Source organism: Nitrosomonas sp. HPC101, assembly GCF_009833125.1.
Lineage (GTDB): Bacteria > Pseudomonadota > Gammaproteobacteria > Burkholderiales > Nitrosomonadaceae > Nitrosomonas.
This window is the reverse complement of the sequence record NZ_QRCC01000010.1, coordinates 1-25,036: the sequence shown is the minus strand read 5'-3', so window position 1 is coordinate 25,036 and position 25,036 is coordinate 1. Positions and strand designations below refer to the sequence as shown.

Below are 25,036 nucleotides of genomic sequence, written 5' to 3'. Positions count from 1 at the left end.
GCGTTAGGATAACTTCTGCTCAAGAATCAGGTATCGCGTCCGCCAAACCGGATGCGAAATCTGCCTTGTTGACATCTGCCCAGCAGTTGGGCGTTTCAAACAGGCGCACATGCTCCAGCGCCAGTCTGCCCGCATATCTATCCCGGAACATGTGATGCAATATATCAAAAGCAATCAGGGCAAGATTCTCTGCCGTGGGTTGTACTTCCAGCACAACCGTTTTGTGATCATCCATCGATTGCAGAAATTCCAGCACCCGAATATCGCCTGCATAAACTAGAAAAGCATGGTCCCATTGATCCACCAGGGCTTCCCGGATAATACGCTTGACATCCGAGAAGTCCATGACCATGCCTTGCTCCGGCGCCCCGGTATCAGTGATAATACCTCCTGAAATCGTGACTTCCAACACATAACGATGCCCATGCAGATTACGGCACTGGCTCTGGTGCGTGGAGATGCGATGTCCTGCATCAAACTCGAATTTTCGTGTGATCAACATTTCAGGAATTATAACATTGCCGCCTGTCCCCAGATAATCAGAGGCGCTTCCATCAAAAACATTCTCAGTCAGGAAGATCACAGCCGTGACAGCGCCGGGCTGACCTATGTCTACCCGGTTATTTCCCGTCGCGCTGGGGGCATATCTATCGGCATCAATCTCAACCCCAACAATGCCTGCAACTGGCGCTGCATTTACTGTCAGGTACCCGATCTCAAACACGGTGCCGCCCCTGCTATTGATCTGATTAAACTGGAGCAGGAATTACGCGCTTTTCTGCAGGAACTGATCTATGGGAATTTCATGTTGGCAAGAGTCCCGCCGGAAGCCAGAACAATCAAAGATATTGCTCTATCCGGGAATGGTGAACCGACCAGTGTACGGGAATTTGAACGAATCATTGAGCTCATCGGAAAAGTCCAGCTTGACTTTCCCCTTCCGGAAGAACTCAAGCTGGTACTCATTACTAACGGGAGCCTGATTAACCGGGTTACGGTGCAAAAGGGCTTGCGCCGGATGGCCGCGCTCGGTGGCGAAATCTGGTTCAAGCTAGATAGTGTTACACAAGCCGGGCGCCAGCGCATTAATCACACCCGGGCAAACCTGCAGCGCATGCATGATAATCTGCAAATCGCAGCATCACTCTGCCCAACCTGGCTTCAAACCTGCGTATTTAAACTGCACGGCGCGCATCCTGATAAAACAGAAACTGATGCGTATATCCGCTTCATCCGCATGCTGTTGCAGGAAAAAATCCGAATCCAGGGGGTATTGCTCTATACCATAGCACGCCCCACTCTGCAGCCCGAGGCAGCAGATCTCTTAACAGCAGATCCGAACTGGATGAAGGCCTTCGCCGATAAAATCGGAACGCTGGGAATACAGGTAAAAACGACCATTTAAGCTCATGAATTTGTGACGTATTCATGAAATAAAAACGGAATCAGAACTGGTATTTTCAGGAAAATCGCGCGATGTCTGTTATCTCGCCTATCCAGCTGATATCTCCCGTTGTTGTCTGCATTCTGCACAACCTGATCTCTGAAAAAACCATTATTTCAATTGCCTGGCTGATTTCTTAAGATTTTTATACAGATCAGGATATTGAGCCTTCAGCATTGCTGCGATGAGAAGATCATCTTTTTTTATTCTGGTCAAATCGACATGCTCAATATGAACCAGCCTTAATAACTCCCTCACCGCTTTCGGCATTTCCCGGCCGCTTTCATAGCGCGAACCACCACTCTGAGTCACGCCTACCTTGCCCCAGAATTCCTGTTGGTTCAATCCCAGTTTCTGACGTATTTCTTTCGGGTTGGGTATGTTTTTAAAAAGTATCATCTTGTTTTCTTCTTGGATATCAAAAATACAGGTGGCAATTCAGTGCAATATCATATTTTTGTTATCGTCATAAAAAGGTCTGGCTTAAGTCTGTCTATTCATTCATCAAGAATGCTTTTACCCGTCTTTTATCCCTTAAGCACATCCTGGACAGAACATTTATTCCACAGAAGCCTTGAAATGGAACAGCCTGAAGAAAACCATGGTATCAGACACTGACTACAACCAATTATGAGAGTGGAATATTATGGTAGAAGTTCGATGGAACTATACTGCATACTACGATTCCTCCTGGAAAATATGATATTGCAATTTACCGGGAGGATAAAACAGATTTACTGCCATTATCATTGTATATAGCGATTGACATCGCAATAATCCAACCAGACGGATATTACCGGTGCTCTCGCTCCAATCGGCCCGGCGGATCAACCTGGACTGTGACGTGATCAATGGCGTAGTGCTGCTTCAGCCAGGATGACACCAGTGGTGGCAACATCAGCGGATCAATACCATCAACCGGACTGACATGCACCGTTGCGATAATAGAATCGTCCGCCAGAATCCAGGCATGAAAATGGCCAGCACCTGCAATTTCCGGCAACTGTGTCAGACTGCTTTCCACAGCGGATGCATCCAATCCGCGCGGGACCGCCTGCAACAAAACATGAACGGCGTCCTTGATCAGCGCCCAAGCAGAGCGAACGATTAACACGGCAACCAGCATCGACAGCAACGGATCAAGTACCATCCACCCGGTCAGCAAAATGCCGACCGCCGCTATGATCGCCGCAACCGAGCCGAGCAAATCCCCAGTTACATGCAACAGCGCACCCCGCAGGTTGCTGTCTGCCCTGCTGCCTGACCATAAAATCCACACACCGGTCAGATTGATGATCAGCCCGATCACCGCCACCAGCAGCATCGATCCGGCCAACACTGCGGATGGTATATAAATGCGCTCAATGGCTTCAAAAACAATCCAGAGCACCAGCAGCAATAACGCCACACCATTGACCAGTGCAGCCAGAACACGAATACGGTGAAAACCATACGTTCGCGTACCATCTGCCGGTCGCCTGGCGATTCGGTACGCAATCAGTGCCAGCAGTAGCGCAGCGGCATCCGAAACCATGTGTCCTGAATCGGCAATCAGCGCCAGCGAGCCGGACAACCAGCCGCCAATAGCTTGAATCAGCGCATAACCAGCCGTCAGACAAAAAACGAGCGCAACCCGGCGCTCGTTGCCTTGTGTCACCACCTGTTGATGATGGTGATCACGATGCTCGATCTGCCCGGTAACGACAGGCTTCAAGGCGCGACAGCTGGTATCGCTGGCTGGAAGCGACGTAGCCGCAGCGCGTTACCCAGTACAAATACACTCGACATCGCCATGGCTCCGGCTGCAAAAACCGGCGACAACAACAGCCCGAAAGCGGGATACAACACACCGGCCGCTAACGGAATCAGCGCCGTGTTGTAGGCAAACGCCCAGAACAGGTTCTGGTGAATGTTGCGGATCGTTGCTTTGGATAGTGCAATTGCATTGGGTACCGCTTGCAGATTGCCAGTCATCAATACCACATCGGCAGATTCCACTGCAATGTCTGTGCCGGTGCCAATCGCCAGGCCGACATCGGCTTCGGCCAGCGCCGGTGCATCGTTGATCCCGTCACCGATGAACGCCACTCGCCCATGAGCTGCTTTCAGATTGCGCACTGCTTCCACCTTGCCGGCGGGCAGCACTTCTGCAATCACTTCGTCGATGCCCAGCTGCCTGGCAATGGCCTGTGCGGTATAGGTGTTGTCACCGGTAATCATGGCCACTTTGAGGCCCAGTTGATGCAATGCGGCAATCGCTTCCGACGTACCCGGTTTGATCGGATCAGCGACGGCCACGATCGCAGCCAACCTGCCATCAATCGCCACATACAACGGAGATTTACCTTCTCTCCCCAGCCGCTTTGCCGTGTCTGCAAAACCGGATATGTTAATTCCCAACTCGTGCATGAAACGATTTGCTCCGATTTTTATACTGGCACCGTCCACCGTAGCGATGACGCCCATGCCGGTGATCGATGTGAATTCGGTCAGCGCCGGCAATTCTATTTTTTCCTGCAAAGCGGCTTCGACAATGGCCCGGGCAATCGGATGTTCGGAGCGCGACTCAACCGCCGCAACTTGTGCTAATACCTGCTTGCGATCGAAGCCGGGAGCAACCTCCAGATCCGTCAACACGGGGCGGCCTTCGGTCAGGGTACCGGTTTTATCCACGGCCACCACCGCCGCATCCTTGAGCAGCTGCAGCGCTTCCCCTTTGCGAAACAGAATGCCCATTTCGGCACCACGACCAATACCAACCATGATCGAAGTCGGCGTCGCCAGTCCCATCGCGCATGGGCAGGCAATAATCAGCACCGCCACCGCATTGACCAGTGCAAACGTCAGCGCAGGTGCAGGTCCGAACGCCAGCCAGACTACAAAAGTAATTGCAGCTGCCAGCATAACAGCTGGCACGAACCATAACGTGACTTTGTCCACCAACGCCTGAATCGGCAACTTGGAACCCTGTGCCTGTTCAACCATCCGGATAATCTGCGCCAGCATGGTCTGCCCACCGATGGCGGTAGCACGCAAGGTAAACGCACCAGTCTGATTCACCGTGCCGCCGACCACCGGACTGCCTGCTATTTTTTCAACCGGAACCGGCTCACCCGTGATCATCGACTCATCGACAAAACTATGCCCTTCTGTCACTTCGCCATCGACTGGAACACGCTCACCAGGCCGGACTTCAACGCTGTCGTTCAGCACTACTTCGCTGATCGGAATATCGATCGTACGACCATTACGCACCACATGCGCAACTTTGGCCTGCAGTCCGACCAGTCTCCGGACCGCCTCCGAAGTACGCCCTTTGGCGCGTGCTTCCAGAAAACGACCCAGCAAAATCAGTACCACAATAACCGCAGCGGCTTCAAAATAAACATTGACGGTTCCGGCCGGCAGCAATTCGGGCAGAAATGTCGCCACTGTCGAATAACCAAATGCGGCGGCCGTGCCCACAGCGACGAGTGAATTCATATCCGGCGCCCGACGCAGCAACGCCGGAAAACCTTTGGCATAAAACATCCGTCCCGGAAAAATCAGTATCAGCGCCGTCAGCACAAATTGCAGATACCAACTGCGCTGCATGCCAATGGTAGTCACCACCCATTCGTGCATACCGGGAATCAGGTGTGAACCCATTTCAATCATGAATACCGGCAGCGCCAGTACGGCAGCAAAAATCAGATCACGTTTCAGCTTTGCCTGCTCGGCATCCTTTTTATCGGTCACCTCATCGGATTGAACCGTGGTATCCACTGCTCTGGCTGTAAAACCGGCGTTTTTAACCGCCGCAATCAGCGCATCCGTATCTGCCACACCACGCACTGATGCATGTTCCGTTGCCAGATTGACAGAAGCCGTCTCCACCCCTGGAACAGCTTTCAGCACACGCTCAAGACGCGCCACACACGATGCACACGTCATACCATCCACTGCCAGCTCAGCAGTTGTTGCAGGAACATCATAACCAGTCTTCTGAATCGCCTGCACCAGCGCCATACGATCTACCGGCGCAGTCAGGTGGATACTGGCGCGCTCTGTCGCCAGATTGACGGACACTTCTCCGACGCCTTCCACCCCGGACAATGCTTTCTCCACGCGCCCGACGCAACTTGCGCACGTCATCCCCTCGACCGGCAGACTGACCGTGTCTGCGGCTACACCAGTCTTGTCTCTATTTAATGTACTCATTCTCTGCTTTCCGAAAATAATTCCTGACTGCCCAGCTATCCACACCTTACCTCTGCGCGCAGATCAGATGTCAATCCTTAAAAAATTGTAAAAAATTCTGCCAGATTGGAGGATAAAAAACAGGGTAAGTTTTTATTGAATGGAAAATTCGAGAGGATGAAGATGAAATATCCGTGAAATTTTCAGGCGTCATGGGAAATGGCAATCGCCATAGCAATCCCGCAACCGTTACAAAAATCTGGCCTGCTCGCAGCTTCCGGGCGGAATCGGATCTATTCGAATACGTGCTGTTTTTCGTCACCAACAATAGCATACTGACCAAGTACTGCAGCAATACTGTGCGTAACGGACATTTGAAGAAGGCGTCTGCATGATGCAGCAAAGGTAGCAGCAAGAGCAAGACTTCCAGCAGCTAGTAGGCCGATGTTCGCAACCAGTCAACGCCATCAAACCAGAATCATCCCCGCCAGCGGCGGCAGTGTGATCAGCACAGAATCCTGCCAGCCGGACCAGGATTGCCCGGTGGGTTCAAGGTTGCCGGCGTTGCCGGTATTACTGCCACCATAATGTTCTGAATCGCTGTTAAAGATTTCCTGGTAGGTGCGGGATTCCGGCACGCCGACACGATAACTGGTACGTGGCACCGGGGTGAAGTTCAGGATGACCAGTACTTGCGAACCATCTCGCGCACGCCGCTGGTAACTGATGACCGATTGTTCGACATCGTGGCAATCAATCCACACAAACCCTTCCGGAAAAAAATCCAGTTCATGCAACGCCGGGGTATTGAGATAAAGCCGGTTCAGGTCACGCATCAATCCCTGTATGCCACGATGCTGATCGCGCGCCAGCAGGTACCAGTCCAATTCATGGCCGACCCGCCATTCACGCCCCTGGCCAAATTCGTTGCCCATGAAGTTGATTTTTTTACCCGGGCAAGTCATCTGGTAGGTTAGCAACAGGCGCAGATTGGCAAATTTCTGCCAGGCATCGCCGGGCATTTTATCAAGCAGGGATTTCTTGCCATGCACCACTTCGTCATGCGACAACGGCAGCACAAAATTTTCCGAGTAGGCATAGAGCTGGTGAAACGTCAGTTCGTTATGGTGAAAACGCCGATGCACTGGATCATGCTGCAAATAGCGCAGTGTGTCATTCATCCAACCCATGTTCCACTTCATCGAAAAACCCAGTCCGCCGAGGTAAGCCGGACGGGAGACTGCCGGCCAGGAAGTTGATTCTTCGGCAAATGTCAGCGCACCGGGAAATTCACCATGCACCATGACGTTAAGTTCGCGCAAGAAATCAATAGCATCCAGATTTTCCCGCCCACCATGCCGATTAGGCAGCCATTCCCCTTCATCGCGCGAATAATCCAGATACAGCATGGAAGCGACGGCATCGACGCGCAACCCGTCCAGATGATAAACCGACAACCAGAAATGGGCGCTGGACAGCAGAAAGGATTTCACCTCATTGCGGCCATAATTGAAAATGTATGTTCCCCAGTCATGGTGATAACCAAGACGCGGATCGGCATGTTCATACAGCGCAGTACCGTCAAAACGTGCCAGCGAAAAGCTGTCCTGCGGAAAATGTGCCGGTACCCAGTCGAGAATCACACCGATCCCGGCCCGATGACAGCGATCTACAAAATGCATGAATGCTTCCGGGCTGCCGTAGCGACTGGTTACGGCAAAATAGCCGGTAGTCTGGTAGCCCCAGGATTCATCCAGCGGGTGCTCCGACAACGGCAGCAGTTCAACATAGGTATAACCCATGTCCTGTAAATACGGAATCAGATGATCCGCCAATTCCTGATAGGAATAAAAACGGCCATCCGGATGACGCTTCCACGAACCGGCATGCAGTTCATAGATGTTTATCGGAGCATGCAGCCAATCCAGGTTTTTACGCCGGACCATCCAGTCACCATCCTGCCAGTGATAGTAATTTTCTTTCGGCGTCAATGCAGCCGTACCGGGACGCAATTCACAGTGGGTCGCATAAGGATCGGTTTTGAGCAATATTCCGCCGGTGGCACGATTGCGGATTTCATATTTGTACAGCACACCTCCAGGCAGATCCGGGATAAACAATTCCCAGACGCCACTAGCGCCGCGCGAAATCATCGGGTGTATCCGCCCGTCCCAGCGGTTGAAATCACCGACCACACTTACCCGTTCGGCATTCGGTGCCCACACGGCAAAACGGATCCCTGCAATTCCCTGATTTCTGACCGGATGTGCACCCAGCATGTGGTACGCCTGGAGCAAACGCCCTTCATTGAACAAATACAGATCGTGACCCGAAATCTGTACTGGAAAAGCGTAAAGATCATGACGCTCTTCAATCACTCCAGTTTCCGCATTTTCCAGACGCAGCAAACAAGGCTGCACAATATTATCTCCTTTCCATTCAAAAATGCCGTCATCGTGCACGCGCTCCATAGGCTGAAAACCTGACGAGGTCTGGAGCCACACACGCGACATATATGGTTGGAATACTCTGGCAAGCTGGCCGTCCGGGACAGAGTGCACCCCCAGAAAGGAACCAGGGTCGTGCAATCTCGCAGCCAGTAACAACGACTGCATGGAATCACCTGCTGAATCTCGAGATGGGAAAGGCAAAGACTTCATTGGCATGGGCTCGCTATCACACAGCATCGGCTGGTAATGGTTATTCGGATCAAGTAAGATGAATATGGAAAATACAGGGTATGCGGTTTTTTTAAACACTGCAAATCAGTGAGGTCACCATGAACGTTCAACAGGCAGTCCAGATGAATGAGAACCCGCGCTTTGTTAGCACACTGACCCGAAACACACTGGCACTGATCCTTGCAGGTGGACGCGGGACACGCCTTAAGAACTTGACCGATTGGCGTGCAAAACCGGCCGTCCCTTTCGGCGGCAAATTCCGTATCATTGATTTCACGTTGTCCAATTGTGTCAACTCGGGTGTACGCCGGATCGGCGTCGTTACGCAGTACAAAGCACAGAGCCTGATACGTCACATCCAGCGCGGCTGGAGTTTTCTCGACGGACGATTCAAAGAATTCATTGAGTTGTTGCCCGCTCAGCAACGTACCGATGAAGAAACCTGGTACCGGGGCACCGCTGATGCCGTCTTTCAAAATCTTGACATTATTCGCACGCATAATCCCGGATACGTACTGGTTCTGGGTGGTGATCACATCTACAAAATGGATTATGGACAAATACTGGCGGAACACGTTGAGAAGCAGGCAGATTTAACGATTGCCTGTCTGGAAGTTCCGCTTGAAGATGCCAGCGCGTTCGGCGTCATGGCAGTTGACGATAACGGGCGCATCGTCAGTTTTACCGAAAAACCGGCCCATCCCGCTCCGATTCCCGGTAAACCCGGGCACGCCCTGATCAGTATGGGTATTTATGTCTTTAACGCAAAATTTTTGTACGAACAGCTGATCCTGGATCACGATATGGATCAGTCATCGCACGATTTCGGCAAAGATGTGATACCCCGTCTGGTGGCGAGCAATATTCAAGTCTACGCACACCGTTTTCAGAATAGTTGCGTCAATATGGCCTCGGGTATTCCCTACTGGCGTGATGTCGGCACGGTGGATGCCTACTGGGAAGCCAATATCGATCTTACCACCGTCACACCAAATCTGAACCTGTACGATGAAGACTGGCCAATATGGACCTATCAGGAGCAGCTGCCACCCGCCAAATTCGTGTTTGATGACAATGATCGCCGTGGCCAGGCACTGGATTCGATGGTATCAGGCGGATGCATTATCAGCGGGGCAACAATACGTCGTTCCCTGTTATTCTCTGATGTACAGGTATGCAGTTACAGCACAGTTGAGGATTCTGTCATCCTTCCCAATGTCTATATCGGTCAACATACGCATCTCAGACGGGTCATCGTGGAAAAAGAATGCGACATTCCAGAAGATCTTGAAGTCGGCTTTGATCCCGAAGAAGACAAAAAGCATTTTTATGTCACGGATAATGGGATTACCTTGATTACACCGGAAATGCTAAGGCAACGTGTTCACTATACCCGTTGACATTACAATTCAGTTTACTGTCAATTTCCTGTACATAATTTGATATGCCATGACTAACCCTTCTTCCAAACTCGACCTCGTGTTGCTCTGGCACATGCACCAACCGGACTATCGGGATTACAAAACTGGCGAATTCATGCTGCCGTGGGTGTATCTGCACGCCATCAAAGACTATACCGATATGGCGCACCACCTTGAAAATCATCCAGGTATCCGACTGGTGGTAAATTTTGTACCCATACTGCTGGATCAACTGGAAGATTACAGCGAGCAGTTTGCCAGTGGCACAATACGTGATCCATTGCTGCGCCTGCTCTCTGTACCGGATTTTGATCATATTTCTCCCGGTGAGCGTCTGCTGATTCTGAACAGCTGCTTCCTGAACAATCACGAAACCATGCTCAAGCCTTATCCAGCTTATCAGCATCTACGTGATTTGTATGATCATCTGCAAAAGACGAATGACAAGGAGCTGATGTATGCTTCCGGCCAATATCTGGCAGATCTGCTGGTATGGTACCACCTTGCCTGGATGGGTGAGAGCGTGCGCCGTGAAAACGAGTGTATCGTCCATCTAATGGCACAGGAAAAACTGTTCAGCCATGGTGACCGTATCCTCCTGTTTAACCTTATTGGTGAACTCATCCAGGGTATTATTCCACGCTATCGTAAACTGGCAGAATCTGGCCAGATCGAGCTTTCCACTACGCCGCATTACCACCCGCTTGCACCGCTGCTGATTGATTTCGCTTCCGCCCGGGAAAGCCTCCCCGAAACCCAACTGCCGGCCAATTCAGTCTATCCTGGCGGGCGCAACCGGGTAGCGTTTCATTTGCAATCAGCCATTGACAGTCATCAGAAACGTTTTGGCAACGAACCTTCCGGTATATGGCCTGCCGAGGGATCGATATCGGAACCACTACTTGATATCCTGATCGAGCACAAGCGCCAGTGGTGCGCCAGTGGTGAGGGCGTACTAGCCAACAGCCTGCAAAAATCCCATCCTGATCAACCCCTGCCTGCCCGTAGCGACTATCTTTACCGTCCTTACCGGTTTGAATCCGGAAACAGCAGCATTCTGTGCTTCTATCGGGATGATCAGCTATCCGACATGATCGGGTTCGAATATTCAAAATGGTTCGGGCGCGATGCCGCTGAAAATTTCGTGCAACGGCTCGAACAGATTCATAACGAGACAAACAGTAATCCTGCACCGATTGTCAGCATTATTCTCGATGGAGAAAATGCCTGGGAATCCTATCCTTACAACGGCTACTATTTTCTGGATGATCTGTATGGAATGCTCGAAAACAACACAGATATCCGTACAACCACCTTCCATGAGCACATAACCAGACTCTCTGAAAACAAAGTTGAAATTACCCGATTAACCACTTTGACTGCTGGCAGCTGGGTATATGGCAATTTTTCCACCTGGATAGGGGATCACGATAAAAACCTGGCGTGGGATTTACTGTGTGTCGCCAAACAAAGCTACGATCTTGTTATGCAAAGCGCGCGGCTGACCGACGAAGAAAAAGTGGCTGCCGGGCAACAACTCGCCTCATGTGAAAGCTCTGACTGGTTCTGGTGGTTTGGTGATTACAATTCACCTCATTCGGTAGGAAGTTTTGATCTGGCCTTTCGCAAAAATCTCGCCAATCTTTACCGCCTGCTGAACATACCCGCTCCGATGACCATTCTCAAACCTATTAGTCATGGCGGCACATCCACTGGCGAGGGTGGCGCGATGCGGCACGCCTCCTGAAAACAGGAATACAGACAAGGATTTTCCAAACACCTTTGGCTTTAAATAAAAATTTAACAAGATCAGCGGATAAAACAAGATCCTCTCAAAACACCTGCGACATGAACAGCCGATAAACATTTAAGGATATTTTGATGACTGCATCCGTATCATTGCTATTTGGTGTCCACGCCCACCAACCGATCGGCAATTTCCCTGATGTTGTCATTGACGCACATGAGCGCTGTTACAAGCCCTTCCTGCAAACCTTGTACCGCTACCCGGAGTTTCATTTTGCTATCCATTTTTCTGGCTGGTTACTGGATTTTTTGTTTGAGCATTATCCACAGGATATGGCTCTGTTACGCGAAATGGCCGCACGCGGGCAGATCGAACTGTTCGGTGCGGGCTATACCGAGCCGGTGCTGGCAGCCATTCCCGAGCGGGATCGCGTCGGTCAGCTCAGGACATTTTTCAGCAAACTCAGGAAAAAGCTGGGACAGTCTCCACAAGGTGCCTGGCTGACTGAACGTGTATGGGAATCCACAGTTATTCCTGCTCTGACACGTTGTGGTATCCGCTATGTGATCGTGGATGACTATCATTTCATCTGCGCCGGAAAAAACAAGGCAGATCTTAACGGTTACTTCACGACTGAAGAAGATTACCGCACCCTCGATCTTTTTCCCATTTCCGAAGCGCTGCGCTATCGGCTCCCGTTTTCTCCCGCACCGGAAGCGATTACCTATATCGAATCGCTGATCGACCAATCCACAAACGGACATCAACCCGCTGCAATCTACTTCGATGACATTGAGAAATTTGGTATCTGGCCAGAAACCTACCAATGGGTGTACGAGCGAGGCTGGCTGGAACAATTTATTCAGGGTGTACTGGCGTCTCCATATATCCGGTTGCAGCGCTATCGAGACTATCATGCCAGTGAAAAAACACGCGGCATTATCTATCTCCCCACCACCTCTTACATTGAAATGAACGAGTGGACACTACCCGCCGAGCCCGCTCATATCTATGATGACCTGGTGCAACAGGCCAAATCTACAGGCCAATACGAACGCACCAGATCTTTTCTGCGTGGAGGTGTCTGGAAAAATTTTTTCTCGCGCTACCCCGAATCGAACTGGATGCACAAGCGCATGCTCAGCCTGTCCGCGCGTTACGCCGACCTGCCAACCAGGCAGCGCACATCTGCCATGCAGCAATGCCTGTATGCTTCCCAGGCCAACGATGCCTACTGGCACGGCCTGTTTGGCGGTTTATATTTACCCCATTTGCGGCGCACTATCTACAACAACCTGATTGAACTGGAAGCGCAACTCGATCAATGTGCGCCGCGCAATCCCTGCTATCGCGAAGATACTGATCTGGATGGCACGGAAGAAATTTATCTGCAGAACGGAACTGTACAGGCAATTTTGAAACTCGACTGCAACGCCAGCATCTGCGAGCTGGACAGCTATCCGCTCAAACATAATTTTGGCGACACCCTTACCCGCCAGACAGAGCATTATTACCGCAAAATCCGACTGAAGGCACAAGACCAATCAATCCACCACCAGGCGGGAATTGCATCTGCACATGACCGAATCAGTTTCAAACATGCTATCAGCCGGACTGATCTGGAACCGGATCCGCATGCGCAACGCCTTTTTATTGATCGCCTGAATGGTGCGCCACTGAATTATCAACCGCAATCCTCTGATAAAGAGGGGGGCAAAATCATTTTTCAGGCGCTGACAGATTCCGCACCAATCCGTAAATGTTTCCAGATTACAGGCAACCAGTTGCTGGTGATCTATGAATATCACGGCAAAGCCGGCGGATGCATGCAAACGGAAATCAACCTGGCCATGCCCAGTTGTGATGGGCCGGGTGGACGTTATGTCAGGAATCACATTACCCTGTCCGGTTTCGGACATACTATTGAACTGGATGATCTGGCCGCCATTACGCTGGAAGACGATACACTGGGCGGCAGCTTGTCACTTGAAATCACGCCCGCGGCAAAACTTCATGCCTGCCCACACTTCACTGTTTCCCAATCAGAGGGCGGATTTGAAAAAATCATGCAGGCAATCAAACTGACGTTCAGCTGGGAAGTATCGAATGACCCGCAACATATCGCCCTTCATTTCAATAAAATGCACAATTCCGCTTGATCGGTCACGATAAAGAATGATGGAATAACACCATGACAGAAGAATCCGCTCGTCTCAAACGATGCGATGAAACACAGATTCCCTGGAAAAAATGGGGACCCTACCTGAGTGAGCGGCAGTGGGGCACAGTGCGCGAGGACTACAGTGGCAACGGTGATGCCTGGAATCATTTTTCACATTACCAATCCGGTGCCCGCGCTTACCGCTGGGGGGAGGATGGTCTGGCCGGTATCAGCGATAACCGTCAGTTGCTCTGTTTCGCACTGGCGCTGTGGAACGGGCGCGACCCGGTGCTAAAAGAACGTATGTTCGGCCTGACTAACCCGCAAGGCAATCATGGAGAAGACGTTAAAGAATATTATTTCTATCTGGACGCCACCCCCACGCACAGCTATCTGAAGTATCTCTACAAATATCCACAGACCGCTTATCCCTATGAAGATCTGGTCAGCACCAACGGGCGGCGCTCCTGGCAGGAATCAGAATATGAATTACTGGATACTGGCATTTTTGATGAAAACCGGTATTTCGATATCTTCGTGGAATATGCCAAGGCAGAACCGGAAGATATCCTGATCCGCATCACCGCTGTCAATCGAGGCCCTGCAACAGCGGATTTACGAATATTACCCACTTTATGGTTTCGCAATACCTGGTCGTGGGTACCCGGTTCAGTCAGGCCACAACTGTCCCGGCAAGAAAATCCAGACAACTGCCGGACAATTCACGCCAAACATGAGGAGCTGGGCGAGTATCAGCTATTCTGCGCGGATAATCCGACGCTGCTGTTTTGCGAAAATGAAACCAATGCCTGGCGACTGTTTCACAGCAACAATAGCGGACCCTATACCAAGGATGGTATCAACAACTACGTTGTACTTGGCCAGGCAGATGCCATCAATCCCGCCTGTCACGGCACCAAAGCAGCAGCAGATTATGCGCTGAATATTCCCCCTGGAGAAACCCGCGAAATTCGCCTGCGCCTGTGTCGCGCGAAATCGACCAATGCCAATAACCATTTTGCTGACTTCAATCAGCTCATTAGTCAAAGAAAAAAAGAAGCGGATCATTTTTATGCCGCTCTGATCAATAACAGATTAAACGAGGAACAGCAACGTATTCTGCGGCAGGCGCTGGCTGGCATGATATGGTCCAAGCAATATTACGAATTCGACGTAAAGCACTGGCTGGAGGAACATCCCAGGCAAAATACGCGCAATACTGATTGGGAACACATGCAATGCCGAGATATCATTTCCATGCCGGATAAATGGGAATATCCGTGGTTTGCCGTCTGGGATTCGGCTTTCCATACCCTGCCACTGGCCATGATAGACCCTACCTTTGCCAAGCAGCAGCTCGACCTGTTCCTGGAAAACCGCTATCAGCATCCGAATGGACAAATTCCGGCCTACGAGTGGAATTTCAGTGATGTGAATCCGCCGGTTCACGCTTGGGCCGTCTACATGGTTTATCAGATCTGCCAGGATTACCACAGCCAGAATGATCTGACATTTCTGAAATCTGCTTTTGCCAGCCTGGAAAAAAATTTTTGCTGGTGGGAAACACACCGTGAACCAGATAAAAATGTATATGAGGGTGGATTCCTGGGACTGGATAATGTCGGAATATTCGACCGCAGCGCCCCACTGCCGACCGGTGGTCATATCGAGCAATCGGATGCCACCGCATGGATGACCTTGTTTTCGCAGAATATGCTGCAGATTGCGCTGGAGCTGAGTTTCCATGATCCTGATCGTTACGAACAAAGGGCACTGTCCTATCTGAAGCGTTTCATGTCAACTGCTGCTGCCATGCAGGATATTAGTGATGAACACCGGGACATGTGGGATGATGAGGAGGGTTTTTTCTACAATGTATTGCGCTTTCCGGATGGCCGCTCAACTCGTATCAAGGTACGTTCTCTCGTTGGCCTGTTACCGCTGTGTGCTGTAACTGTCATTGAAGAAGCCACGCTGGACAAACTGCCGCAAGTAGCCAAACTATTCGAGGATCTGATCCAGCGTCGGAATTACCTGACCCGCCATCTGTTCTGTCCGATCAAACCCGGTGTTGAAAATCGCCGCCTGCTGGCAGTCGTGGATGAAAACAAATTACGGCGGATACTGACAAAAATGCTCGATGAACAGGAATTTCTGAGCCCCCACGGCATCCGTTCACTCTCAAAATATCATCTGGAACACCCCTACGCATTTCACTGGAATGGACAAACGTTTACCGCAGATTACCAGCCGGGAGAATCTACCAGCAATATGTTCGGCGGCAACTCCAACTGGCGTGGCCCTGTCTGGATGCCAATCAACATTCTGATTATTAGCGCACTGTTGACGCTGTATGCTTACTACGGAGAAAATTTTCGGGTCGAATGCCCAACAGGATCTGGAAAACAGTGCAATCTGTTCCAGGTTGCGAGAATAATTGCCGTAAGACTACTCCATATCTTCCTGCCGGATGAATATGGCCGACGACCTGTATTTGGCGGCACTGAGAAATTTCAGACCGACCCCCACTGGCGGGATTATCTGCTGTTCTACGAATACTTCCACGGCGAAGACGGCTCCGGACTGGGTGCCAGTCATCAAACCGGCTGGACGGGGGTAATAGCCGCCCTGTTGAGCATCTTCGGTTCCCTGGAAGAAGAGGAACTGGCCGAACTGGGTATGCAGGAAATTTCCGCTATTTTGTCGGGAAATAACAATAATGTATAGACAACTCACTTATGATTTATTTACCCATTTCATTATCAGCCTGAACGCTAACATACAGTTCATTCGGTGGAGCTGCGCTGTAAAAGATGCGGCCTTCCCACTGCCCGCATCGCCAGAGAATACACCGCAGGCACGACCACTAACGTTAACAATGTCGAGGAAACCATGCCACCAATCACCGCAACCGCAAGTGGACGATTGGTTTCAGCGCCAGCTCCCAGCCCCATCGCAGCCGGCAGCAATGCCAGGATGATGGTAAGCGAGGTCATGAGTACCGGCCTCAGACGAACCGGACAAGCTTCTTTCAGTGCAACATCAACCGATCTGCCTTGCTCACACAGTTGGTTGGTCAGATCAATCAGCAGAATTGAATTTTTTGCCACCAAACCAATCAGCAGTACCAAGCCAATCATGGAAAAAATGTTGAGTGAATTACCTGTCAGCCATAAGGCAAATATCCCGCCAACAATGGCAAGCGGCTGTGCCACCATCACAATAAGCGGCTGCAGAAAGGAATTGAACTGACTAGCCAGCACCATATACAGCAGAATCAGCGCAAGCACGAAAACGAACTGCATATTAGAGACGGTCTTGGCCAACTCCTCCGCCTGCCCGGTGAGGCGAACCACATAGCCTACCGGCAGCAGTTCAGCCGCGTATTGCTGCACAATATCAGCTGCATTGCCCAGCAACAGTGTCGGACTGGCATAAAAGGTGGCGGCATACTGCAGATCAAAGCGGCCGATGACCGAAGCACCGAGTTCCTCATGAAACTGTGCAACCGTATCCAGCCGGATCAGATCCCCTCCCGCACTGCGCAGATATACTTTCTTCAGATCTGCAATCTGGTTAAATCGATCTTCCCGCCCTTTGAGGCGAATTTCGTAACGCTGACCGTCTCCGGGTTCATCGTTGAACCGGGCCACATCAATACCACCGGTAAACAGGTTAACCGCGGTCGCCACATCAGTCGCTGAGATGCCCAGGCTGGCTGCACGTACCCGGTCGATCTTGATTACCAGCTGCGGCAAATCCAGATCCAGGTCCAGATCCACTCTACCCATGCCCGGTGTTCCACTGAGCCGTTGCTGCATTTCATTTGCCAACCGACTGACTTCACGCAAATTGGGACCGGTGAGGTTGAATTGCAGCGGCTCCGAGCGCTGGCCACGTACAATAGCAACCGCTGCCGGAAATGCCCGGACACCCGGGATTTTGTCAAAGCGGGCTCGTAGTTCATGCATCAGCACTTGCTGGCTCATGCTGCGGATGTGGCGGTCAAACAAACGGACGCTGATGAATCCTTTGTTAACCTGTCCTTCAAGACCAGAGCCAATCGATACAAAATAACTGGTAATTTCATCAGGGAAGGCAGCCAGTTCCGTCTCTATCAGCTTGAGACGGGAATCGGTGTAGTCGATACTGGAGCCAAGCGGCGTACGGAATGTCACCATGAATACGCCTTCGTCCGTTTCCGGCGTGAATTCTTTCTCCACTTCGCCGAAGAAAAAAACACTGCTCATCACCGCAACCAGGGTAATCAGGATCACCTTCCAGCGGTGCGCAATCACGACATCAAGCAGAGATGCATAAACCTGATCCATACGATCAAACCAGTGATCCAGACGGTGGTAGAAACGTCCGTGTTTTTTGTTGATGCGCAGGTAGCGCGCGCACAGCATCGGCGTCAGCGTGATGGATACGAGCAGGGAAACCAGTACGCCAAACGTGACAACCACAGCAAAAGATTTAAAGAATTTGCCGATGATGCCTTCCATGAAAATCACCGGCGCAAAAATACACACCAGAGCCAGTGTGGCAGCCAGCACGGCAAACACAACTTCATGACTGCCTCTGATAGCGGCAGTCACAGCATCGACGCTACCACACGTTTCCTGTTCCTTGCTCATGTGACGAAAAATACTTTCCAGAACGACGATGGCGTCATCCACCACCACGCCGATCAGCAACAGCAGCGCCAGCAACGTCATAGTGTTGAATGTGAATCCCGAAAAATACATCACCGCCACAGCACCGAGCAGCGAAACCGGAATGGCAGTGGCAATAATCAGCGTGGAACGAACGGAGCGCAAAAACAGCCAGACGATCAACGCGGCCAGCAGTGTACCCTCGATCAGGTGATCCTGCAGCGAGCGCACCAGCTCCTTGATAAAAATCGCATCGCTGCTGACAATACTGACTTCCATACCGGGTGGCAGACTTGGTACGACATCTTCGGCCAGCCGGCGCTGGACTTCCTCGATAATCGAAACGGTGTTGGCGTTGGCGACTTTGACGATGCCCAGGCCGACCGAAGATCTGCCGTTGAAGCGGGCAATCTGACGATAATCAGCCAACCCATCTTCGAGCTCCGCAATATCTTTCAGCCGGATTGGTGCCGCATCACGATAGGCCACCACCATGTTACCCATCTCGCGCACATTGTGGAATTCCAGATCGAGTTTGATCAGTCTTTCAGTATTTTGCCCTACCAGAAAACCGCCGGGCAGTTGAATATGTTCACGCCGGAAGGCATTGATTACATCTCCGGCTGCCAATTTGAAGGAAGCCATCCGCTCCGGCAGAATGTTGACACGGATAGTACGGTCACGCCGGCCACCCAGGCGAACTTCCCCAACGCCGCTGATGGTTTCCAGCTTTTTTTTGATGATATTGAAGCCGTACAGGTTGAGCTGCTGCAAGGTGCGATCACCCTGCAATGACAACCACATGACAGGCTGTGCGTTGGTTTCAACCTTGCGCACGACTGGTGGATCAATGTCATCCGGCAATCGCCGCAGAATCTGGGCGATACTGGATTGCACTTCGTTGTAGGCAACATCGATGTCTTTCTCCAACTCGAACGTGACGGCGGTAACTGAAACATTCGGCGAAGAGCTGGACTGAATATGCTCAATACCGGGAATAGTATTGACAGCGGTTTCAATGATATTGGTGATACTGGCGTCAACGATGTCAGGGTTCGCTCCGATCAGTGTTGTCGTCACTGAAATAACAGGAAATTCAACGTAAGGCAGGCGATCCACGCCGATACGCTGATAGCTGATAACACCCAGCAATACCAGCAATCCTGAGATCATCCACGCCAGCACATGTCGTTTGATCGACAGTTCGGGCAGTGTCATAGGCTTGCTTGCCCAGTCGTTTCCTGCTGTATGGTAATTTTGGCGCCATCTGTCAGAAAAGCGGCACCGTCGAGCACAATCTGTTCACCTGCCTTGATGCCGTGCCTGATTTCAACCAGGCCATCCTGCCATAAGCCAGTTTCGACAACTCGCTGCTCAGCAATCCCATCCCTGATTGCGTAGACAACATGGCCAGCCGGTCTGAGCACGACACTCTGCTCTGGCACGACCACTACATTCTCACGCATGCCAAGGATGACTACACCATTCACACTTGCGCCTGCATGCCAACCTGGCTGATTCTCAACGTAAGCAAGCGCGTCGATCGCTCGATTGCCAACACCAATCGCAGGTTTCAATTCCCAGATATGGGAAACAATTTCGGTGTCAGATGTGGGCGTCCTCAGTCTGACTTCAAGATCCGGCTTGATGTATGAAGCAATACTTTCGGGAAATGGCAGGTGCGCACGCAAATGCTGGTTATTGATAATTTGCAGCAACGGATCGCCCACCTTGACATAGTCTCCCTCGACAACAATCTGTGATTCAATCTTTCCATCCATCGGTGAAAACAATCGTGTCTTGGATTTATTATGTTCAATTGTAGCCAGGCGAGATTTTGCTCCTTCCAGCTGCCGACGCAATGCTATTTCCTGCGTTTTGATATCATCCAGTACAATCTGGGAAATAAAATTTCGCTCAACCAATCGCGTATTACGCTCAACTGAACGTTTCTGATTCTCCAGCAGTGCTTCTAATCTCGCCACCTCGCTGAATGCCTCGCGTCGCTGCAGTTGATAGTCAACTGGATCCAGCAAAGCGATTTCCTGCCCTTTTTTTACATGTTGCCCCTGACGCACCAACACCTTGAGTACTCGCCCGGATACTTCCGCCGCAATCGTTGGGTCCATTATGCCCTCCAGTGATCCAACGGATTCCTCACGTACTTCCATAGATACATTCCGGGCAGTTGTCACACTGACTGATGGCGGATTAGCCACCTTTATAGCGTCTTCCTGCTTACCACAAGCGATAAGCATCAGTGCCAGAACGATATACAACAGTTTTTCAGCTCTATTCAACGCCACAGTCAGCACCCTTTGTATCTCAACTACATTATCCACAGCAGCGGGATTATCTCCCGGCCGTAAATTTACCGACTCCCCGGCAAATAGTTATTTCATGAATAAATGACCGGAATAATACCCTCTGACAAGAGGTAAAAAATCAGGATGTTATCAGAATATATCTTTCATCTCCTTAAAAACAGAAAGGCTTTCCTCCCTGTCAAATCCGGAAACAAATGATAAAATTAAAATGTAATATCTGTATGATTAAACCGAGTTGCTGAAAGCAATAAAACCGGCTAGTAATTGAAAGTGCAAGATGAAGATTTACAAAACAAGGCCCTTTTACTGCGCCTTATCCTGTCCAGTAAGACCTGAAGAAATAGAGCTCAGACATAACCCGCACAATAGTGAAATACCCTATCGCGCAGGTTTTCAACAAACTAGTTCACAACAACGGGGGTGAGATGCACAGCCAGAGCGGCAAATCCACTTAATAGCACCAATAAAAATACACTGCCAAATATCATATTTTTAGTGGTATCAATATCGCTACCCTTTTCCACTTTACTCATTTTTATATAGCTCCTTTCAGATGAATTAGAAACAAACAATCATGCGATGTGGCAACCTATAAATATAACATAAAAGACCTGCATTTGTATATGCCTGGCAGAATTGCAAGCCTTAATTCAGAAGGTTCTCAAAGCCAAATATATAATTTTCCTTTGAATACCCAGAAAGACTAGATAGCGTAGTCATAAGATAAACACAAGGGTTTCACATGACAAAATCATATTGCAGGCATGATATCTCGGATAAGGTGTGGGATTGCTTGAGGAGCATTTTCTAGGGTGTAAAGAAGCGTGGGGAAAGATGGTTGCAGATAATCGTCAGTTTATTCGCTGACGTAACAGGGGCATTTGAGAAAAAATTGCTGTAAATTTTGATTGATGATCCGGATTATGAATGGCTGATGATTGATGCCAGTCACTGTAAAGTTCACCTACAAGCCAGCGAGGCCAGAGGTATTAATCAGGATATGAATCGGACAAAAGAGGGTTCAACACAAAAATACATCTGGTCGTGGATGCGCATGGCATGGTATGCCGGTCAGAATCCTTATCACACAAGGTACCACTGCCGACTGCACGCAAGTTGGCACCTGATTGAAGGGGGCGATGCCGATTATCTGTCGGCTGATCGCGGTTATGACAGATTCACTGTTGAACAGGAAAAAACAGAATATGAACGTTCTTATTCCGCCAAAAAGTATCGGGAAATACTAAGATCTTATGATAATGAGCTGTAAGTACTTTTTCTTTCTTGGCTGCCGTGCAAATCAGATATATCGCCCTTTGAGCAAATATCTTGTAATACACTATCTAGGCGACGCCCTCACACGTCAGCAGAAACAGCAATAAAATTATCGATAAGCGAGGTTATGAGTCTATTGATCTAAAAATAGCCCTAAACCTTGAAAAAGATGAAAAGAAGGCAAAAATGTTGCTAAAAAAATTTAGCTATTCTGTTCGGCCTTATTTTTTGTAAAAGCAGTAAATAATGCAGGAACAATCTTTTTTTCCTGCCTATATGCGAAAAGTAAAGATTGGCCATCCGATTGTTTAGGCGTTGCTAGTTGCGCTGAATGAGCTTGCGGGACATAAGGTTGCGTAAAAATAGGATCTTTATGATTTCGTAGCGCCGCACTCTTGTGTGAATCAGAATATTTTCTGGTTTTCTCACTATTGCCAGCCGCAACCTGTTTATTGCCACGCCGGACAGCATTAGCTGACATCCGATTTTTCCGATCTGGCAGACTTCTGATAGATGATTCAGCATCAAAACCAGCAATCTGTTCTGTCTTCAGCCTAGTATTCAGAAGTTTCTCAATATTGGTCAGAAGCTCTACTTCGTATTCACTTACCAGAGAAATTGCCTTTCCTTTACTGCCAGCCCGGCCGGTACGGCCGATTCTGTGTACATAATCTTCAGGATTACCAGGAAGTTCATAATTGACCACATGCGATAGTTTTTCAATATCGATACCACGTGCAGCCACATCTGTTGCTACCAGTATTTGCACATCACCATGCTTGAATTCAGAAAGTGCCTGTGTTCTCTGCTGTTGATTTTTATCCCCATGAATTGCAAGTGCCGAAATTTTATGGTGGGAAAGCATCTTCGCCAGCTGGGAAGCTCTATGCTTCGTTTTTACAAAAACAAGTGCTTGTTTCAAATCTTGCTGTCTGGCCAAATGCAGTAGTAATGCAAACTTACTTTCAGGTTTTATCCGGTGAACAACGTGTGAAATTGACTCATTTACCGTATTCTGCGCTGCCACTTCAATCCGAACTGGTTGCTTTAGCAAACTGTCTGCAAGTTTTCTGATTTCATCTGAGAAAGTTGCAGAAAACATCAGACTCTGCCGCTGAGAAGGTAATAACGCCAATACTCTTTTGATGTCCGGCAGAAAACCCATATCCAGCATACGATCAGCTTCGTCCAAAACCAGGATTTCTGTTTTTGAAAAATTTACGGCCTTATGCTCGACCAAATCCAGTAGACGACCAGGCGTAGCCACCAGTACTTCCACTCCAGCCCGTAGCTCCGCTATCTGAGGTTCTATATTGACCCCGCCATAAACGACAGTAGCTCTCAGTGCAAGATATTTTCCATATTTCCTGACACTTTCATCAATTTGTATAGCCAGTTCACGCGTTGGAGCCATGATTAAAGCACGTACAGGGTGTCGAGCAGGTGACGTACTGGAGCTTGCATGCACCTGCAAATGATGCAACAAAGGCAAGGTAAAGCCGGCCGTTTTACCAGTACCCGTCTGAGCGCTAGCCATAACATCTTTACCGGCAAGAATCAACGGAATAACCCGTGCCTGGATTGGCGTCGGGTTAACATAGCCTTCATCAGTCACTGCTCGAAGTATTTCACTGGACAAGCCCAGCTGCTCAAATGTTACGTTACTGCTCATAGTTTATTTCTTGCAATAACAACCAGAACCAAATTTTTAAAGACATCGTTGTCAAAACACATACGACGAATCAGCATCCATAAGGCTTTTCATTAAAAATGACCTATAAAAGAGTTCAAAATCACCTTTGTTCTCGGATCGGGATCGTGGGCTTGCACTTATTTTTTGCTCAAAATTACTTTAAGGTTAATTTTTTCGGGTTTAAACCACTTGAATATCCTTCCTATTCTGTTCAAAAAATTCAGAAATACAGGTGCTCCACTGATGGCCACAGCGTCCACCAGACAATACCAGGCTGAAACCCCGCTTGGAGGATTACCTTGTGTTAGTTCGAATATTGGTTCAAGTGTAGCCCACCGCCAAGTACCAGCAGCAGTACCAATCAGTTCCAGCCAAGTTGTAATAAAGAATGCCGCCAGGTATACCATGGGCGATCTACCCTTGAACAAATAAATCAAAAACACAACATAAAGCAATGCACCTACCTGATCACCATGCTCGGGTAATCCACTAATACCCCATGCTGACCACAGGCCACAAGCAACCACCACAAATATCGCAATTTTCCTGGCATGTTTGAGAAAAAAACCTGATCGTGCCAACGCCACTGCTGTTAGATAAACCATGCCATGACCTGGCGGCACATATAACGGAACATTTTCCAGACGGTAGGTATACCCTCCCATATAGATGGATGCAAAATGCTCACCTGCTGTTGCAAAAGCCACCGCAATCATAACCTGCATTTTTATTTCACGATTCTCACCACGGAGTAACATGATCAAAAAAATCCAGGCGATAATACCTAATACATTCTGAAGCAATAGCGTTCCGTGAGCATCGATCACAAGGCTAACTGCAACACAAAAAAATGTAAATGCAGCAATAAAATAATCACGTTTCCGGTGAACCGGATTGCCGTCCACTTCCGGAAACTTATGAAATATCTTCAACATCTCTAAAAATAAAAAAACCACCCTTTCTGACAGTTGAAACAGCAGTTCCCGCTATATTTTGGCTATCAAGCTAACAGATATCAACAGTACTTGTAGTTTCAGCCAATTAATAATCGATCCGGGTAACACCCAAACTATAAACAGATTATAAAAACTTCAACCTCAGATCCATCAAAAGAATACCCGTATTTTTTCGGAATAGGCCACCCAACACCATACTTGCGTCAATCATATTGATGAAATCCCTGTCTATCTAGATACATCATAGCTCTTGCGTAGATACTCACTCTACGGTGAGTATCTACGTTCCAAGAGAAAGGAATTAAACCCGCAGGAATAATCAAATCACTGAATATTCACTATTTTCCTTTTTTGGCGGTTTTAGCATTGGCCTGGAATTCGTCATGGAATTTGAATTTAGGCTCTCCGTCAAATACACCATCCAGTTTATAGTGTTCGTGCATGGCTTTAACGTCTTTGACCATTTCGTCAAACTTGAAGGTGTACTTGGCGTCCAC

At 49.4% G+C, this 25,036-nt stretch carries 16 protein-coding genes and 2 pseudogenes; 7 read left to right on the top strand and 11 right to left on the bottom strand.

Translation table 11 applies throughout. The annotated features are described in order from the left end of the window. Positions 1 to 19: 19 nt before the first annotated feature. Positions 20 to 502, bottom strand: coding sequence for a 6-carboxytetrahydropterin synthase QueD (queD, locus tag ABO04_RS07150; protein WP_160809996.1), 483 nt, complete (start codon positions 500 to 502; stop codon positions 20 to 22). Here queD and ABO04_RS07145 point away from each other — a divergent pair. Beyond that, positions 425 to 1,405: a radical SAM protein gene (locus ABO04_RS07145; RefSeq protein WP_240141466.1), complete on the top strand. Its 981-nt coding sequence runs from the start codon at positions 425 to 427 to the stop codon at positions 1,403 to 1,405. The genes queD and ABO04_RS07145 overlap by 78 nt on opposite strands. Positions 1,406 to 1,555: 150 nt before the next feature. Here the strand turns inward: ABO04_RS07145 and ABO04_RS07140 are convergent, their stop codons facing one another. The 3 genes from ABO04_RS07140 to ABO04_RS07130 form a co-directional block, all read right to left on the bottom strand. Further along, positions 1,556 to 1,843 carry a transcriptional regulator gene (locus ABO04_RS07140; protein WP_160809994.1) on the bottom strand — a complete coding sequence of 96 codons (288 nt, stop codon included), beginning with the start codon at positions 1,841 to 1,843 and terminating at the stop codon, positions 1,556 to 1,558. Between the two features lie 394 nt (positions 1,844 to 2,237). After that, a complete protein-coding gene (locus tag ABO04_RS07135; protein WP_160809993.1) occupies positions 2,238 to 3,158 on the bottom strand; it encodes a cation diffusion facilitator family transporter in 921 nt (306 codons plus the stop codon). Beyond that, positions 3,155 to 5,644 carry a heavy metal translocating P-type ATPase gene (locus tag ABO04_RS07130; RefSeq protein WP_160809992.1) on the bottom strand — a complete coding sequence of 830 codons (2,490 nt, stop codon included), beginning with the start codon at positions 5,642 to 5,644 and terminating at the stop codon, positions 3,155 to 3,157. Before ABO04_RS07130 ends, ABO04_RS07135 begins: the two co-directional genes overlap by 4 nt. 173 nt (positions 5,645 to 5,817) lie before the next feature. Between ABO04_RS07130 and ABO04_RS07125 the strand changes: the two genes are divergently transcribed. Continuing rightward, complete coding sequence (locus ABO04_RS07125; protein ID WP_160809991.1) at positions 5,818 to 6,018, top strand: hypothetical protein; 201 nt, start codon at positions 5,818 to 5,820, stop codon at positions 6,016 to 6,018. 72 nt (positions 6,019 to 6,090) lie between these two features. Here the strand turns inward: ABO04_RS07125 and glgB are convergent, their stop codons facing one another. Further along, positions 6,091 to 8,283, bottom strand: a complete 2,193-nt coding sequence (glgB, locus tag ABO04_RS07120; protein WP_160810287.1) for a 1,4-alpha-glucan branching protein GlgB — start codon at positions 8,281 to 8,283, stop codon at positions 6,091 to 6,093. 119 nt (positions 8,284 to 8,402) lie between these two features. Between glgB and glgC the strand changes: the two genes are divergently transcribed. The 4 genes from glgC (at position 8,403) to ABO04_RS07100 (ending at position 16,360) form a co-directional block, all read left to right on the top strand. Then, a complete protein-coding gene (gene glgC, locus ABO04_RS07115; RefSeq protein WP_193565787.1) occupies positions 8,403 to 9,704 on the top strand; it encodes a glucose-1-phosphate adenylyltransferase in 1,302 nt (433 codons plus the stop codon). 49 nt (positions 9,705 to 9,753) lie between these two features. Beyond that, complete coding sequence (locus tag ABO04_RS07110) at positions 9,754 to 11,472, top strand: glycoside hydrolase family 57 protein (RefSeq protein ID WP_160809990.1); 1,719 nt, start codon at positions 9,754 to 9,756, stop codon at positions 11,470 to 11,472. Positions 11,473 to 11,606: 134 nt separating this feature from the next. After that, a complete protein-coding gene (locus ABO04_RS07105) occupies positions 11,607 to 13,631 on the top strand; it encodes an alpha-amylase/4-alpha-glucanotransferase domain-containing protein (RefSeq protein WP_160809989.1) in 2,025 nt (674 codons plus the stop codon). Positions 13,632 to 13,663: 32 nt separating this feature from the next. Then, positions 13,664 to 16,360 carry a glucosidase gene (locus ABO04_RS07100; RefSeq protein WP_160809988.1) on the top strand — a complete coding sequence of 899 codons (2,697 nt, stop codon included), beginning with the start codon at positions 13,664 to 13,666 and terminating at the stop codon, positions 16,358 to 16,360. A 59-nt stretch (positions 16,361 to 16,419) separates the two neighbouring features. Here the strand turns inward: ABO04_RS07100 and ABO04_RS07095 are convergent, their stop codons facing one another. The 3 genes from ABO04_RS07095 to ABO04_RS12250 all read right to left on the bottom strand — a co-directional run bounded on the left by ABO04_RS07095 (position 16,420) and on the right by ABO04_RS12250 (position 21,148). After that, positions 16,420 to 19,506: an efflux RND transporter permease subunit gene (locus ABO04_RS07095; protein WP_160809987.1), complete on the bottom strand. Its 3,087-nt coding sequence runs from the start codon at positions 19,504 to 19,506 to the stop codon at positions 16,420 to 16,422. After that, on the bottom strand, positions 19,503 to 20,630 hold the full coding sequence (locus ABO04_RS07090) for an efflux RND transporter periplasmic adaptor subunit (protein ID WP_345853127.1): 1,128 nt from the start codon (positions 20,628 to 20,630) through the stop codon (positions 19,503 to 19,505). The genes ABO04_RS07095 and ABO04_RS07090 overlap by 4 nt, the downstream gene beginning before the upstream one ends. Positions 20,631 to 21,016: 386 nt before the next feature. Beyond that, positions 21,017 to 21,148, bottom strand: a complete 132-nt coding sequence (locus ABO04_RS12250) for a hypothetical protein (RefSeq protein WP_275689224.1) — start codon at positions 21,146 to 21,148, stop codon at positions 21,017 to 21,019. 209 nt (positions 21,149 to 21,357) lie between these two features. Here ABO04_RS12250 and ABO04_RS07085 point away from each other — a divergent pair. Next, positions 21,358 to 21,935, top strand: a pseudogene (locus ABO04_RS07085) (transposase). Between the two features lie 157 nt (positions 21,936 to 22,092). On the opposite strand, the gene ABO04_RS07080 reads toward ABO04_RS07085, so the two are convergent. The 3 genes and pseudogenes from ABO04_RS07080 to ABO04_RS07070 all read right to left on the bottom strand — a co-directional run. Beyond that, on the bottom strand, positions 22,093 to 23,562 hold the full coding sequence (locus ABO04_RS07080; protein ID WP_160809986.1) for a DEAD/DEAH box helicase: 1,470 nt from the start codon (positions 23,560 to 23,562) through the stop codon (positions 22,093 to 22,095). 158 nt (positions 23,563 to 23,720) lie between these two features. Continuing rightward, a complete protein-coding gene (locus ABO04_RS07075; protein WP_160810284.1) occupies positions 23,721 to 24,518 on the bottom strand; it encodes a hypothetical protein in 798 nt (265 codons plus the stop codon). A gap of 359 nt (positions 24,519 to 24,877) precedes the next feature. Then, positions 24,878 to 25,036 (bottom strand): annotated as a pseudogene (locus tag ABO04_RS07070) (cytochrome C554); the annotation flags it as partial.